The following is a 14,785-nucleotide window of genomic DNA, read 5'->3' on the forward strand; positions in this document are numbered from 1 at the left end:
TTTCTCCTCTGCGGTTTTTCCAAAGGATAGCAGTTATCTGCTGCGAATATTAGCAAAAACCCGGCTATCGCCGGGTTTCTCTCAGTAACCGCGCTGCCTGTCAACCTGTCCGGTCACCGCGTTGCCCTGCTCTATCTCACTGATGGTGTGCGTAATATAGGCCACCGCTTCTGCCGGACGAGTCACAGCGGCGATGTGCGGTGTCATCGCCACGCGCGGATGTGCCCACAGAGGGCTTTCTGTTGGTAACGGCTCACGGCTGTACACATCCAGCATCGCGCCTTTCACCTTGCCACTATCGAGGGCTTTGAGCAGATCGGCCTCCACCAGATGGACCCCGCGCGCCAGGTTCATCACGTAACTGTGATCTGCCAACTGATTGAGAAGCGCACTATTAATAATGCCGACCGTTTCCGCCGTATTTGGCAGCAGGTTGACCAGCACACGCGTGCCCTTCAAAAACGCCGGGAGTTCATCTGTTCCGGCAAAACTCTCAACGCCAGGATAGTTCTTACGGCTGCGACTCCAGCAACGCAGCGGGAAGCCCCACGGCGCCAGCGCTTCAGCCACTTTTGAGCCGAGCACACCTGCCCCGAGAATACCGATAGTAAAATCTTCACGTTGATACTCTGGCAGCGGCTCCCAGTGGGATTGCTGTTTTAATGCCTGATAGTCATCAAAGCGACGGAACCAGTGCAGTACCTGGCTCACGGCATACTCCTGCATTTGCTGGCCCATACCGGTGTCTTCGAGGCGAAAAAGAGGAATATCTTCCGGCAGCATTTCAGGGTGTGCTTTCAGTTTGCTCAGAATGGAGTCCACACCGGCCCCCAGGGCAAAGACAGCCTTCAGTTTACGGCCCAGCAGCATTTCTAACGGCGGATGCCAGACCAGCGCGTAGTCAGCATGTTCGTTATCACCCCGCTTCCATTCGCGAACGCGTGCACCAGGCAACGCCGCCGAAAGTGCCTTAATCCAGTAAGCGGTATCAAACGTAGGGTGATAGAAGAGTATATCCATGGTCATTCCTGCCTTTTATTGCGCTGTTTTGTTTTCGTTTTCAAGTGGATTGCCAGCATAACAAATTTATGGGGGAACCGCGTTGCTGATAAAAGAGGCGCTTTCAGCACATTTAGGAATCAGGTTGTCTGAAGTTTGTCTAAACGCGCTAAATTACTGAAAAAGTGGGTTGACGGCGGTTCGGGTTTTCCTTACATTAGCGCCCGTCCCGACAACAACGGGATGACAATATGGTGAGGTGTCCGAGTGGCTGAAGGAGCACGCCTGGAAAGTGTGTATACGGCAACGTATCGGGGGTTCGAATCCCCCCCTCACCGCCATATTTAAAGAAGAGCTCGCATGAAAATGCGGGCTTTTTTTTGCATGTTGCACGCTGCGGGGGATGAGAATCCCCGACCGGGGTTCGACAACTGGCGACAGCCAGTTGGACAGACTGAGAGCGCAGCGAACAGGCTGCCCGCAGGGCGAGCAAAGCGAGTCAATCCCCCCCGGTGCCAAAGGCAACTCGGTGCGGTCTGACCCCCTCCCCAAGGGAGATGGAAAAACTACTCTTCAACCATCTTCGCATACTCTTCGGTGAGAAAATCCACCAGCGTCCTGACAGACGGCAGCAAACCTCGTCTGGAGGGATAAACAGCGTGAATCACTTCCCGTCTGGGTTCCCATGCTTCAAGCACCCGAATCAGTTCACCTGAAGCCAACTGATCCTTAACCATCAAAATCGGTAGCTGTACCACCCCCACACCCGCCATCGCCGCTTCCCGTAGCGCCAGCATATCAGTGGTAATAAAGCGCGGAGTGTAATGGATCTCGGCTTTTGCCCCTTCCGGCCCGGTGAGTTCCCATTTATGCACCTGCTTTCCGGCTCCCATACTTAACCCTGGCCATTCGCTGAGTTCAGAAGGCATCACTGGGTTACCCCTGCGTTCAATCAACTGGGGGCCAGCTACCAGGCAATGTCCCCTGTCCGCCAGGACACGTAATACCAGATCGCTGTCATCAAACGGACGCGGACGAACACGGATCGCCACATCAATGCCCTCCCCGACCAGATCGACCCGCCGATTGGTCGCTTCGAGTTGAAGATTGATGCCCGGGTAACGAACCATAAATCGCGCAAGCATGGGTCCCACGTGAACATGCAGCAATGTCACCGGACAGGTGATCCTGACAATACCGCGCGGTTCAGCCTGCAACGCCGCAACGGCTTCCTCCGCAGCCTCCGCCTCCACCATCATCGCTTTACAGTGCTGATAGAAGGTCTGCCCAACCTCGGTCACCGTAAACTGTCGGGTGGTTCGATGGATGAGCCGCACGCCAAGTCGCTCTTCCAGTTGCGCTATCCGGCGGCTTAACCTGGATTTTGGCAGATCAAGCGCCCTTCCTGCCGCCGCAAACCCACCGTAATCCACCACCTTCACAAACCACACAAAATCATTGAGATCCTGCATACGCCTCCATTGTTCCATTTTCAGAACAGTGAATGTCATTTCCACTATCTACCGGGATATTAACCCTGAATATAAGCTAATTACATCAACAGAACAGCAGGAGTTAATCATGAAAAACGTAACAGGTGTTTATACCGCTCCCCGTCAGCACTGGGTTGGCGATGGTTTCCCGGTACGTTCGATGTTTTCTTACCAGACGCACGGCGAGCCTCTCAGCCCGTTCCTTCTGCTGGACTACGCAGGCCCGTACACCTTCCCGACAGATGGTGCGAAACGCGGCGTAGGCCAACACCCTCACAGAGGTTTTGAAACGGTCACCATCGTCTATTCCGGTGAAGTGGAGCATCGCGACTCTACGGGCAAAGGCGGCGTGATCGGCCCTGGCGATGTGCAGTGGATGACCGCAGGTGCAGGCATTCTGCACGAGGAGTTTCATTCCAGTGCGTTCTCCCGGAAAGGCGGAGAACTGAAAATGATGCAGTTGTGGGTCAACCTGCCTGCGAAAGACAAGATGGCGACGCCGGGCTATCAGAGCATCACGAAAGACACGATCCCGGTTGTTACGCTGCCGGATAACAGCGGCACGCTGAGGGTTATTGCCGGTCGCTACCAGGATGTGACAGGCCCGGCGCACACCTTTTCACCGTTAAACGTCTGGGATATCACGCTGAATCAGGGCAGTCATCTCACGTTCAATCAGCCGGAAGGCTGGAGCACCGCACTGGTGGTACTGGAAGGCAACGTCACGGTAAACGGCACGGCTGAAGCGGGTGAAGCGCAACTGGTCGTCTTAAGCCAGCAAGGCGACAAAGTGCATCTGGAAGCCAGTAGCGATGCAAAAGTGCTGCTGATGGCGGGTGAGCCGCTGAACGAACCTATTGTGGGCTATGGCCCGTTTGTCATGAACACGAAAACGGAAATCGCGGAAGCCATTCGTGATTTCAACTCCGGTCATTTCGGCCAGATCTGATCAACATTGAGGAGAAGAAAATGTCTACACCTGCAAATTTTAAAGGAGCACGCCCGGTCATTGATGTTAACGATGCGGTGATGTTGCTTATCGATCACCAGAGCGGTCTGTTCCAGACCGTTGGGGATATGCCAATGCCAGAGTTACGAGCCCGAGCGGCAGCGCTGGCTAAGATCGCAACCCTGGCGAAGATCCCGGTCATTACCACTGCTTCCGTACCACAGGGGCCGAATGGACCGTTAATCCCGGAAATCCACGCCAACGCGCCGCATGCGCAATACGTGCCACGTAAAGGAGAGATTAACGCCTGGGATAACCCGGAATTTGTGGCGGCAGTAAAAGCCACCGGGCGCAGCACGCTGATTATCGCGGGCACCATCACCAGCGTTTGCATGGCTTTTCCGTCGATCAGCGCGGTTGCGGATGGCTATAAAGTCTTTGCAGTGATCGATGCGTCCGGTACCTACAGCAAAATGGCTCAGGAGATCACACTGGCTCGTGTAGTCCAGGCTGGCGTGGTGCCAATGGATACAGCGGCAGTTGCCTCAGAAATCCAGCGGACCTGGAACCGTGAAGATGCCGCCGCATGGGCTGAAGTGTATACCCATATCTTCCCGGCCTATCAGCTGTTGATCGAAAGCTATGGCAAAGCACAGGAGGTGGTTAAAAACAGCGAAGTGCTCGATTCACAGCGTTAATCCGGCTCTAAGCGACATGAGCTGATTAAGGCTTAACCGAACAGGCACTAAAGCAGAAAATCTGCTTGACCGTTATAGCGCAACTCCCTATAGTAGCGCCCCGTTGCCCCCCAAGCGGTCAGGCAGCAAAACAATATGGTGAGGTGTCCGAGTGGCTGAAGGAGCACGCCTGGAAAGTGTGTATACGGCAACGTATCGGGGGTTCGAATCCCCCCCTCACCGCCATATTTAAAGAAGAGCTCGTACGAAAGTACGGGCTTTTTTTTCGCATGTTGCACTCTGCGGGGGGATGAGAATCCCCGACCGGGGTTCGAATCCCCCCCTCACCGCCATATTTAAAGAAGAGCTCGTACGAAAGTACGGGCTTTTTTTTCGCATGTTGCACTCTGCGGGGGGATGAGAATCCCCGACCGGGGTTCGACAACTGGCGACAGCCAGTTGGACAGACTGAGAGCGCAGCGAACAGGCTGCCCGCAGGGCGAGCACAAAGAGCCCGTATAGCAATACGGGCTACCACGATTAACTGTTCAGTTTCCCTGCGCTCTGCTCACTCACGAGAGAAGACGTCTGACCCGGATTCGCAACCGGTTCATTGTTACGCTCTTCCAGCCAGTAATCGGCATTTTTAATCCCCAGGCGAATCGGATCAAATTGCGGATCAAGACCTTGCGCATTCTGAATTTCATAATCCTTAAGACTGGCAAACGCTTTTTTATGCAACAGCACGATGGCAATAATGTTGAGCCATGCCATCAGCCCTACTCCAATATCCCCCAGCCCCCATGCCAGATCCGCCGTGCGGACTGTGCCATACACCGTGGAAGCCATCAGACATAGTTTGAGCAAGAAGGTCAGCCACGGACGGTGAATTTTACGGTTGATGTAGGCGATATTGGTTTCAGCAATATAGTAGTAGGCAATAATCGTGGTGAAGGCGAAGAAGAACAGCGCAATAGCAACAAAGTAATTACCAAAGCCTGGCATCATACTTTCCATCGCCGTCTGCACATAGCCAGGCCCTGCCGCCACACCTGAAATACCGGTGTAGAGGGCTGCGCCATCAACGCCCTGAACATTATACAGACCGGTGATCAACAGCATAAAACCGGTCGCGGAGCAGACAAACAGCGTGTCGATATAGACCGAGAATGCCTGAACCAGCCCCTGTTTCACCGGATGGCTCACTGCCGCCGCAGATGATGCATGCGGCCCGGTACCTTGCGCCGCCTCGTTGGAATAGACTCCGCGCTTAACCCCCCACATGATAGCCTGACCCAGAATGGCGCCAAAGCCTGCTTCAAGACCAAAAGCACTTTTCCAAATCAACAGAATAACAGCAGGGAGCTGGGTAATATTAATGGCGATAATCACGCAAGCCACAATAATATAACCAAGCGCCATAAAAGGAACGACCATACTGCTAAAACTGGCGATCCTTTTCACGCCACCGAAAATAATAAAACTTAACAGTACAGCAAGTAATGCCGCCGTGACATTTGTATCAAGCCCAAAAGCAATATCCAGACTGGCACCAATCGAGTTTGCCTGCACTCCCGGCAGTAATAAGCCGCAGGAGAAAATCGTGACTACTGCAAATAACCATGCATACCATTTTACCCCTAATCCTTTTTCAATATAAAAGGCAGGACCGCCACGGTATTCACCGTTAATTTTTTCTTTATAAACCTGGCCTAATGTCGATTCGACAAAAGCAGAACTGGCCCCCAAAAAAGCCACGATCCACATCCAGAAAAGTGCGCCTGGTCCGCCAAAGGTGATTGCGGTGGCTACACCAGCAATGTTCCCGGTCCCTACACGCCCTGCCAGTGTCATCGTCAAAGCCTGGAAAGACGATACGCCTGCATCAGTAGGACGCCCCTGGAACATCAAAGTAATCATATGTTTTATATGACGTAATTGTAAAAAACGACTACGCAATGAGAAATAGAGACCGACACCCAGACATAAGAATATTAACGCCGGGCTCCAGATAACACCGTTAATTGCACCAACCAGTTCGTTCATGTACGACCCTCAACGTGATGTTCCAGGGAAACGGTTCCCCAGGGGATTTTCTTTTTAGAATGTTGTTTGAATCAGTACGAAACATAGATAATCGCTCACAAGACACCAACTTAATTTTTACATCTTAGTAACATTATGTGACAGCATTCACGTTTAAAATTGAGCAAAAAGTTAGCGAGATCATGATATTCATAGGTATTTTGTGGATATCACAAATAGACATCACATTTCGGTGAGAGTGATAAAAACCAAGCGAGAGTATTGCTAAGGAATAAACGAAACTTCCCGGCATTACGCCGGGAAGGGATTGCAGAAGAGAGGTAAAACGGTGATGTTTTACCTTTAGTCGGAATAGACTTGCAGCGTGCGCTGACACAGCGCCGACCGCACGCAGTCATCTTTGGTGAAGCGGACCACCCCAATCATCTCATCTTCCTCAAAACGTGACATAGCGTCGCTCAGTCCGGATTTCACGCCGGATGGCAGGTCACACTGGGTAATATCGCCGTTGACGATAACCGTCACGTTCTCCCCGAGGCGCGTCAAAAACATCTTCATTTGCGCAGCGGTCACGTTCTGAGCCTCGTCAAGAATGACGACCGCATTTTCAAATGTACGTCCGCGCATATAGGCGAACGGCGCGATTTCCACCTTGCCAATCTCTGGCCGCAGGCAGTACTGCATAAAGGAAGCCCCCAGTCGTTTCACCAGCACGTCGTAGACGGGCCTGAAGTATGGGGCAAACTTCTCCGAAATGTCTCCGGGCAAGAAGCCGAGATCTTCATCAGCTTGCAGTACCGGACGGGTAACAATAATCCTCTCCACGTCCTTATGGATCAGCGCTTCCGCCGCTTTGGCCGCACTGATCCAGGTTTTCCCGCATCCGGCTTCACCGGTTGCAAAGATGAGCTGTTTACTCTCGATAGCATTCAGGTAGTGCGCCTGAGCCTCATTGCGCGCCACAATTGGAGAATTATCACGGCTGTCCCGCGCCATGCCAATTGCTTCTACGCCACTCATCTGCACAAGCGAGGTGACCGATTCTTCTTCACGCTGTTTATGGCTACGTGAATCCCGTCTCAGCACACGTTTTGCTTCGCGACGAGCTTTGATCACTGCTTTTTGTCTTCCCATGGATAGCACCTTGAGTTGTTGGTATTCATCACACGCGCCAGTTTCAGCACGATTATGCGCACGAACATCAGAGGGTTGGCTTCCTTGTAAGCCATTGCTTGCTTTATCGGATGACGATACGGAACAGCTACGCGCACCGTTCTGCACGTCGGTCGAATCAGATTCTTGAGGAAGGGGGGAGAATTTAGTGGTGAGGAAATCGCTGCCGGAGTCTGAGCCTCCGCGCCGGGTGCTGCGGTTGTTGTGTTTACCTTGTCCAGTACAGGACGCAACCATTCGCGATCTCCATAGTGATTCAGCATCACTGCCGGGAACTACCGCTGTCTTATCTTAATTACATCAGGTGTTAGCATAAATGCAACATTTATTTTACCTGATTGCAACCTTTAAGACTGTCCCTACAGTTGAAATCAGTCTCATACAGAAATATTACAGAAATATAACAACAGAATCGTCATATGAAAAAATAATGTCCCTGCGACGTGGCGCAGGGACAGTGATCAGGCTTCAATCAGCCCTTGAGCGAGATACGCGTGTTGATCGCGTACACCTGGCAGGGCGAAGAAATAGCCGCCGCCGATAGGTTTAATGTACTCTTCCAGCGCTTCGCCGTTTAACCGCTTCTGTACGGTCAGGAACCCTTTCTCCAGATCATGCTGATAACAGACAAACAGCAAGCCCATATCGAGTTGACCGGAGTTGGTTACGCCCAGAGAGTAACTGTAGCCACGGCGCATCATCAGGCTGGATTGCGTCTCTTTGGTGCGCGGATTGGCCAGACGAATATGGCTGTCCAGCGCAATCACATCGCCATTGGGATCGCTGGCGTAGTCGGGCACATCATGTTCGTTCTTCATGCCGAGCGGCGCCCCACTCTGCTTATCACGACCAAAAATCGTCTGCTGCTCTTTGAGTGGTGTGCGATCCCAAAACTCCACGTGGAACTGAATAATCCGCACGGCCTGATAACTTCCCCCGACTGCCCATGCTGGTTCGCCCTGATCGGAAGTAACCCACACCACCTCCTTCATCAGCGCACCATCGTGGCTGTCCGGGTTGGCCGTACCGTCCTTAAAGCCCAGCAGGTTAACCGGCGTCTCTTTCCCTTTGCTGCGGGCAGCATGATCTGAGATAAACCCTTCCCGCTTCCAGCGCACGCTCAACAGATCCGGCGTGTGCTTGATGATGTCCCGCAGGGCGTGGATCACCGTGTCCTGGGTATTGGCGCAAATCTGCAGAAGCAGGTCACCGTGACAGAGAGCCGCATCCAGCGAGTCATTCGGGAAACGCGTCATTTTCTGCAGCGCTTTTGGCTTCTGTTTTGCCAGTCCGTAGCGCGCATCAAACAGCGATTCACCGAGCGAAACGGTCATCGTCAGGTTATCCGGGGCGATAAATGGCCCCAGGATACCGGAATCCATTGGCGGAAGACGCGGATTTGGCGTTTCCGGTGCCGGCCCGCCTGCGGTGAGAAACGCGATACGTGTCGTCAGCAGACGGAACAGACGCTCCAGATCAGCTTTATCACTCGCCAGTGAGTCAAACGCCACCAGCATCATCGACGCCTGCTGCGGTGTCAGAATGCCCGACTGATGTTCACCGTAAAACGGCTGCGTCTCCATGCGAGCATTAGGGGACAGCGTGCCAGGTGCACTTTGCGCCTTTGCTGCATGCGCCACCGGGCACCCTCCGGCCAGAGCCAAAGCGCCCCCCAGCGCCCCCACGCCTTTCAACAACCGACGACGTGAAGGTTCTGCCACGTCGTTCTCGTTATGCTTATTCATCGTGCTTAGTCCAGACCCAGTACGCCACGTAACAGAGAGAGATCTTCCGCCAGGGCGGTAATCGGGCCTTTCAGCGCATTACGGTCGGCATCAGTCAGTTTATCGTAGGTTTCAAACCCATCTTTAGTACGGTACTTCGCCAGAATGGTGTCGACTTTTTTGAAGTTAGCATCCACTTTAGCCAGCAGTTCGCTGTTCTCTTTCTGCAACTGAGGACGCAGCAGATCGACAATTTTTTGTGAACCATCGACGTTGGCCTGGAAATCCCACAGGTCGGTATGGCTGTAGCGATCTTCTTCACCGCTGATTTTGCTGGCGGCTACTTCTTCAATCAGCGCTGCGGCACCGCCCACCACTTTTGAAGGCGGGAAAGCCAGCTCGCTGATGCGCTTTTGCAGCTCCAGCACGTCACCGTTCAGCTGCTCAGCGTATTTCTCCATCCCTTTCGTGGAGTTCTCACCAAACAGGGCTTTCTCCAGACGGTGGAAGCCGGTGAATTTCGGATCAGCCGCTTTTTGCTCGAAATCGTCTTCGCGGGCATCAATGCTGCCATCAAGGTCAGAGAACAACTCAGCAATCGGCTCAATACGCTCGTAGTGCTGACGAGTCGGCGCATACAGGGATTTCGCTTTTTCGATATCACCTGCTTTCACCGCATCGGTAAAGGCTTTGGTACCCGCGACCAGGTCAGCCGTCTCTTTGGAGACATACGCTTTATAAGCGGTGATGGCATCGCCCAGGCTCAGCAGGGCCGTACCTTTCGCGGCATCCGCCGTGGCATTCCCTTTAACAATGAGCTTACCCTTCGGGTTGGTCAGCAGACCGCAGGTCATGTCATATTCACCCGGCTGCAGGTTAGCCGTCATTTTCTGGCTAAAGCCAGGCGCGATATTTTCGCGCTCTTCCACAACCATCACACCTTTGAGAATTTCCCACTCCAGCGCTTTCTGGCTGTGGTTCTGAATAATAAATTGTGTCTTGCCGCTGTTGACCGTAATGGTCATCGGCTCGCATTGCTTATCATTCACCGTCACCTTGACCTGTGGAATATCAGCAGCCTGAGCGGCAAAGGCAGAAGCAACAAGCGCTGCCACACCAACCTGTAACGCACTACGACGAAATTGAATTGCCATGACCCTTCCCTTTAAAAGTATGTTGTAACTACAGTAAGCACATCAGGGCGCAGTACGCGACGGCTGAGCGCTGGGGCGCGATGGCATAAAGAACAGCGCCAGCGCCGGAATGAGATAGATAAAGTACATCGCCACTTCGCTGACGCTCGGCGTTTCCTGATAGCCGAAGATGCCTTCGAGCAGGGTGCCGGTCAGTGAATGGGTGGAAAGAACGTTGCTGAGGTCGAACGCCACATCCTGGAAATGGTTCCACAGGCCCGCTTCATGGAAGGCGCGAATCGCCCCTGCCGCCAGCCCAGCAGCCACCAACAAAATAAACAGACTCGTCCACTTGAAGAAGGCCCCCAGGTTAAGGCGAATGCCGCCCCAGTAAAGCAGGAAACCCAGCACCACAGCCGTAGCAAGACCCAGCATCGCACCTAACGGCGGCCAGATGCCGACATCCTGCTGAAATGCCGCCAGCAGGAAGAAAACTGACTCCAGGCCTTCACGCGCGACGGCGAAAAAGACCATCATGATCAGTGCCCAGCCGTGGTTATTGCTCTTTTGCAGGGCGTTATCCACCGCCTGCTCCAGTTGCACCTTTACGTTACGGGAGACTTTACGCATCCAGAACACCATCCAGGTGAGGATCACCACCGCGATCACCGCAACGATGCCTTCAAACAGTTCCTGTTCTTTCTGCGGGAATTCACCGGTGGTTTCATTGATCAGGATACCCAGGCCCAGACACAGCGCCGCGGCAAGGAACACCCCCACCCACATGACGCCAATCCAGCGTCCGCGCTGGGTTCGCTTCAGATAACTGGCGATGAGACTGACAATGAGGGCAGCTTCGAGCCCTTCACGTAACATAATGAGAAATGGAACAAACATGCCGACACCTTAAATGTTTATCGCGGTCAACTGATGCAAAGAAAGGTAAATTCTTGTGATAGTGATTATCATTACGACGGGAAGAAAAACAAGCGAAATGTGTGTTGTTTTGATGACGAGTTGTAAACGCAAAGTCTGGTAATAGTTGCTGTCGTTATCGTTAAGTTTATAAGTTATAACCAAAATGCCCATTTACGGTTAACCAGGGCTGTGGCTAAATATCTGCCTCAAACACCTGGTGAAAATTAATTATGTTTAAGATTGTCCATTTCCTGCTCGCGCTGGTGATTATTCTTGCGCTGGCCTGGCTGGTGAGTTTCGACCGCCGAAAAATTCGCATTCGTTTTGTTTTACAGCTGATTGTCATTGAGATTGCTCTGGCGTTCTTTTTCCTGCACGCCGAAAGCGGGTTATTCCTGATTAAATACGTCTCAGGGTTCTTTGAATCACTGCTGAAATTTGCTGCCGAAGGCACCAATTTTGTCTTTGGTGGGATGGGTGAAAAAGGACTGGCGTTCATTTTCCTCGGTGTACTTTGTCCGATTATTTTTATTTCCGCGCTGATCGGTATTCTGCAACACTGGCGAATTCTGCCGATATTTATTCGGGTGATCGGCACGCTGCTGTCAAAACTGAATGGTATGGGCAAACTGGAATCCTTTAATGCGGTGAGTTCATTGATCCTCGGCCAGTCTGAAAACTTCATTGCCTACAAAGGCGTGCTGGGCGATCTCTCCTCACGTCGTCTCTTCACGATGGCGGCTACAGCTATGTCGACGGTCTCTCTGTCGATTGTTGGCGCCTATATGACCATGCTCGATGCCAAATTTGTGGTGGCGGCGCTGATTCTGAACATGTTCAGCACCTTTATTATTCTCTCCGTTATCAACCCGGCGCGCCCGGAAGCGGAGCCGGATATCAAACTTGAAAAACTGCATGAATCCCAGAGCTTCTTCGAAATGCTCGGCGAGTATATTCTGGCTGGTTTTAAAGTGGCGATGATTATTCTGGCGATGCTGATTGGCTTTATTGCCCTTATTAGCGCCGTTAACGCCCTCTTCTCCAGCCTGTTTGGCATGAGCTTCCAGCAAATCCTGGGTTATGTATTTTATCCCCTGGCATGGCTGGTGGGCATTCCTCTGAGCGATGCCTTAAATGCGGGCAGTATTATGGCGACCAAACTGGTGGCGAATGAATTTGTAGCGATGATTGAGCTGCAAAAAATCGCTCATTCGATGTCACCTCGTGGGTTGGGAATTTTGTCTGTTTTCCTTGTGTCGTTCGCGAACTTTGCATCCATCGGCATTGTGGCCGGGGCGATTAAAGGCCTGAACGAGCAGCAGGGGAACGTGGTATCGCGGTTTGGTTTGCGTCTGGTTTATGGCGCGACGCTGGTGAGCCTGCTGTCAGCGAGTTTTGCGGGTTTAGTGTTGTAAGTCAGAACGGGGGGATATCCCGCCGTTTTTATCAGAACTGCACGCAAACTGGCTGGTCGACACGCATCACCGACTCCTGCGCGAAGCGGGACTTATAAATCCCGCGTAACGCTTCGATGTTCTTTTCACTCTGCGCATCTTTACCGTGGATCAGCATCAGCGCTTTACTCGGTTCACGCGCTACCTTCCCGTCGTTACCCAACCACTGTCCACGCGCATCAAATACCGTCAGACCATCACGAAAACGCGGTGTGACGTCCTGATCAACAAACTGCTGCCACTCGTTATTTGTGATCTGCGCCCCGGCCGGACGGTTCAGGCCGAAATAGAGCGTGGTTTGCTGCATCTGGTTATCCGCTTTGCAGGTCTCTACCGCCGCGTGTTGCGATGGCGCAGTGCAGCCAGCCAGCATCAAAAATGCCGCAGCCATTACCCCTGTTTTGATTGTCATGCTTCGCTATCCTCATTGTTATAAGCACATGGATATCACAGGAAATTACGGATTTTGGCAAGAAAAAAGCCGGGCAGCGCTAACGCTTGCCCGGCTTTCAGTGTTCAGGGGAAAAAATTATTCCGGCTGCAGCTTAGTCGGCGGTGCAGAGTGGTAATGCGCATCTGCTTCAGCAAAGCGTTTCTGCATGGATGCTGACGGCGCTTTACCCAGCAGGCTGAAGACCACAATACCAATGCTACCGAAAATGAAGCCCGGAATGATTTCATACAGGCCCAGCCACGCGAACTGTTTCCAGACGATCACGGTAACCGCACCGATAATCATCCCCGCCAGCGCGCCGTTACGGGTCATGCGTGACCACAACACGGAGAAGAGCACTACCGGACCAAATGCCGCACCAAAGCCCGCCCACGCGTAGCTCACCAGGCCCAATACGCGGTTTTCCGGGTTGGCCGCCAGTGCGATGGCCACCAGCGCCACCAGCAGAACCATAAAGCGCCCTACCCACACCAGCTCTTTCTGGCTTGCACCTTTGCGCAGGAAAGCTTTGTACAGATCTTCGGTGATTGCACTGGAGCAGACCAGCAGCTGGCAGCTCAGAGTAGACATCACTGCCGCCAGAATCGCAGAGAGCAGAATACCGGCAATCCACGGGTTAAACAGAATCTGCGCCAGTTCAATGAACACACGTTCGGCGTTCTGGTTCACCGCGCCCGCCTGTGCCGGGTTATTGTTGAAGTACGCGATACCAAAGAAGCCTACCGCACACGCCCCCGCCAGACACAGGATCATCCACGTCATACTGATGCGACGTGCATGCACGATGGTGTGGTGAGAATCCGCAGCCATAAAGCGCGCCAGAATATGCGGCTGACCAAAGTAACCCAGACCCCAGCCCATCAGCGACACGATGGCAACGAAGTTCAGCCCTTTCAGCATGTCGACGTTTTCGATGCTCTTCTGCTTAATCACTTCCAGCGAATCACCAAGACCGCCGACGGTGAAAATCACAATCACCGGGGTCAGGATCAGGGCGAAGATCATCAGGCTCGCCTGCACGGTGTCGGTCCAGCTTACGGCCAGGAAACCACCCACGAAGGTATACAGGATGGTCGCCGCAGCACCCGCCCACAGCGCGGTTTCATAGCTCATACCGAAGGTGCTTTCGAACAGTCGCGCGCCCGCCACAATGCCGGAGGCACAGTAGATGGTGAAGAACAGCAGGATAACCACGGCAGAGATAATGCGCAGAATGCGGCTGTTATCTTCAAAGCGTCCGGTGAAGTAATCCGGCAGCGTCAGGGCGTTATTATTGGCCTCGGTATGCACGCGCAGACGGCCTGCCACCAGTTTCCAGTTGATCCATGCCCCGACAGTCAGGCCGATGGCAATCCAGCTTTCTGAAATACCGGAAATGAAAATCGCGCCTGGTAACCCCATCAGCAGCCAGCCGCTCATGTCCGATGCCCCCGCAGACAACGCGGTAACCATCGGGCCTAAACTGCGCCCGCCCAGAATGTAGTCGTCAAAGTTCTTTGTTGAACGCCATGCCAAAAACCCTATCAGGATCATGCCAAAAATATAAACGAGAAATGTCACCAGCATCGGTGTGCTAATAGCCATTCAAATTCTCCAAAAAGTCGAGCGACAACCGTCCGGGTTGCCTTGTTATATGATCACCGGAACGTGGTGAATGTATCTTGTGTTTCTGTTGGGCGCGCTATCCTGCCGTATGCGCACCCCGCTGACAAACGATTTAACACTGCATTTACATCAAATTCATCCCTGGTTTGATACAACTTTC

Annotated in this window: 12 protein-coding genes and 2 tRNA genes; 5 read left to right on the forward strand and 9 right to left on the reverse strand. The window is 52.9% G+C overall.

Translation table 11 applies throughout. From position 1 onward, the window contains the following. Window positions 1–81: 81 nt before the first annotated feature. Window positions 82–1,020 carry a glyoxylate/hydroxypyruvate reductase GhrA gene (gene ghrA, locus HED65_RS08690; protein ID WP_114978249.1) on the reverse strand — a complete coding sequence of 313 codons (939 nt, stop codon included), beginning with the start codon at window positions 1,018–1,020 and terminating at the stop codon, window positions 82–84. A gap of 232 nt (window positions 1,021–1,252) precedes the next feature. Here ghrA and HED65_RS08695 point away from each other — a divergent pair. Continuing rightward, window positions 1,253–1,340, forward strand: a tRNA-Ser gene (locus HED65_RS08695). 225 nt (window positions 1,341–1,565) lie between these two features. On the opposite strand, the gene HED65_RS08700 is transcribed toward HED65_RS08695, so the two are convergent. Continuing rightward, window positions 1,566–2,471: a LysR family transcriptional regulator gene (locus HED65_RS08700; RefSeq protein ID WP_114978251.1), complete on the reverse strand. Its 906-nt coding sequence runs from the start codon at window positions 2,469–2,471 to the stop codon at window positions 1,566–1,568. A 109-nt stretch (window positions 2,472–2,580) separates the two neighbouring features. On the opposite strand from HED65_RS08700, the gene HED65_RS08705 reads away from it, so the two are divergent. From HED65_RS08705 to HED65_RS08715, 3 genes are all read left to right on the forward strand, one after another. After that, window positions 2,581–3,441 (forward strand): pirin family protein, encoded by an 861-nt coding sequence (locus HED65_RS08705; protein ID WP_114978252.1) that lies wholly within the window; start codon window positions 2,581–2,583, stop codon window positions 3,439–3,441. Window positions 3,442–3,461: 20 nt separating this feature from the next. Continuing rightward, window positions 3,462–4,139: an isochorismatase family protein gene (locus tag HED65_RS08710; RefSeq protein WP_114978253.1), complete on the forward strand. Its 678-nt coding sequence runs from the start codon at window positions 3,462–3,464 to the stop codon at window positions 4,137–4,139. Between the two features lie 137 nt (window positions 4,140–4,276). After that, window positions 4,277–4,364: transfer RNA gene (locus HED65_RS08715), tRNA-Ser, on the forward strand. Window positions 4,365–4,658: 294 nt separating this feature from the next. Here the strand turns inward: HED65_RS08715 and HED65_RS08720 are convergent. The 5 genes from HED65_RS08720 to efeU form a co-directional block, all read right to left on the reverse strand. Then, complete coding sequence (locus tag HED65_RS08720; protein ID WP_114978254.1) at window positions 4,659–6,164, reverse strand: alanine/glycine:cation symporter family protein; 1,506 nt, start codon at window positions 6,162–6,164, stop codon at window positions 4,659–4,661. A 342-nt stretch (window positions 6,165–6,506) separates the two neighbouring features. Further along, a complete protein-coding gene (phoH, locus tag HED65_RS08725) occupies window positions 6,507–7,298 on the reverse strand; it encodes a phosphate starvation-inducible protein PhoH (RefSeq protein ID WP_014831397.1) in 792 nt (263 codons plus the stop codon). Between the two features lie 500 nt (window positions 7,299–7,798). Next, window positions 7,799–9,082, reverse strand: a complete 1,284-nt coding sequence (gene efeB / locus HED65_RS08730; protein ID WP_114978256.1) for an iron uptake transporter deferrochelatase/peroxidase subunit — start codon at window positions 9,080–9,082, stop codon at window positions 7,799–7,801. Window positions 9,083–9,087: 5 nt separating this feature from the next. Beyond that, window positions 9,088–10,215: an iron uptake system protein EfeO gene (gene efeO / locus HED65_RS08735; protein ID WP_114978257.1), complete on the reverse strand. Its 1,128-nt coding sequence runs from the start codon at window positions 10,213–10,215 to the stop codon at window positions 9,088–9,090. Between the two features lie 42 nt (window positions 10,216–10,257). Then, window positions 10,258–11,091: an iron uptake transporter permease EfeU gene (gene efeU, locus HED65_RS08740; protein ID WP_114978258.1), complete on the reverse strand. Its 834-nt coding sequence runs from the start codon at window positions 11,089–11,091 to the stop codon at window positions 10,258–10,260. A gap of 251 nt (window positions 11,092–11,342) precedes the next feature. On the opposite strand from efeU, the gene HED65_RS08745 reads away from it, so the two are divergent. Next, window positions 11,343–12,527 carry a NupC/NupG family nucleoside CNT transporter gene (locus HED65_RS08745; protein ID WP_114978259.1) on the forward strand — a complete coding sequence of 395 codons (1,185 nt, stop codon included), beginning with the start codon at window positions 11,343–11,345 and terminating at the stop codon, window positions 12,525–12,527. 31 nt (window positions 12,528–12,558) lie between these two features. On the opposite strand, the gene HED65_RS08750 is transcribed toward HED65_RS08745, so the two are convergent. Beyond that, window positions 12,559–12,978 carry a DUF3574 domain-containing protein gene (locus HED65_RS08750; protein WP_114978260.1) on the reverse strand — a complete coding sequence of 140 codons (420 nt, stop codon included), beginning with the start codon at window positions 12,976–12,978 and terminating at the stop codon, window positions 12,559–12,561. 117 nt (window positions 12,979–13,095) lie between these two features. Further along, a complete protein-coding gene (putP, locus tag HED65_RS08755) occupies window positions 13,096–14,604 on the reverse strand; it encodes a sodium/proline symporter PutP (protein WP_114978261.1) in 1,509 nt (502 codons plus the stop codon). Window positions 14,605–14,785 lie beyond the last annotated feature (181 nt).

Source organism: Pantoea sp. LS15, from assembly GCF_012241585.1.
Classification (GTDB): domain Bacteria; phylum Pseudomonadota; class Gammaproteobacteria; order Enterobacterales; family Enterobacteriaceae; genus Enterobacter.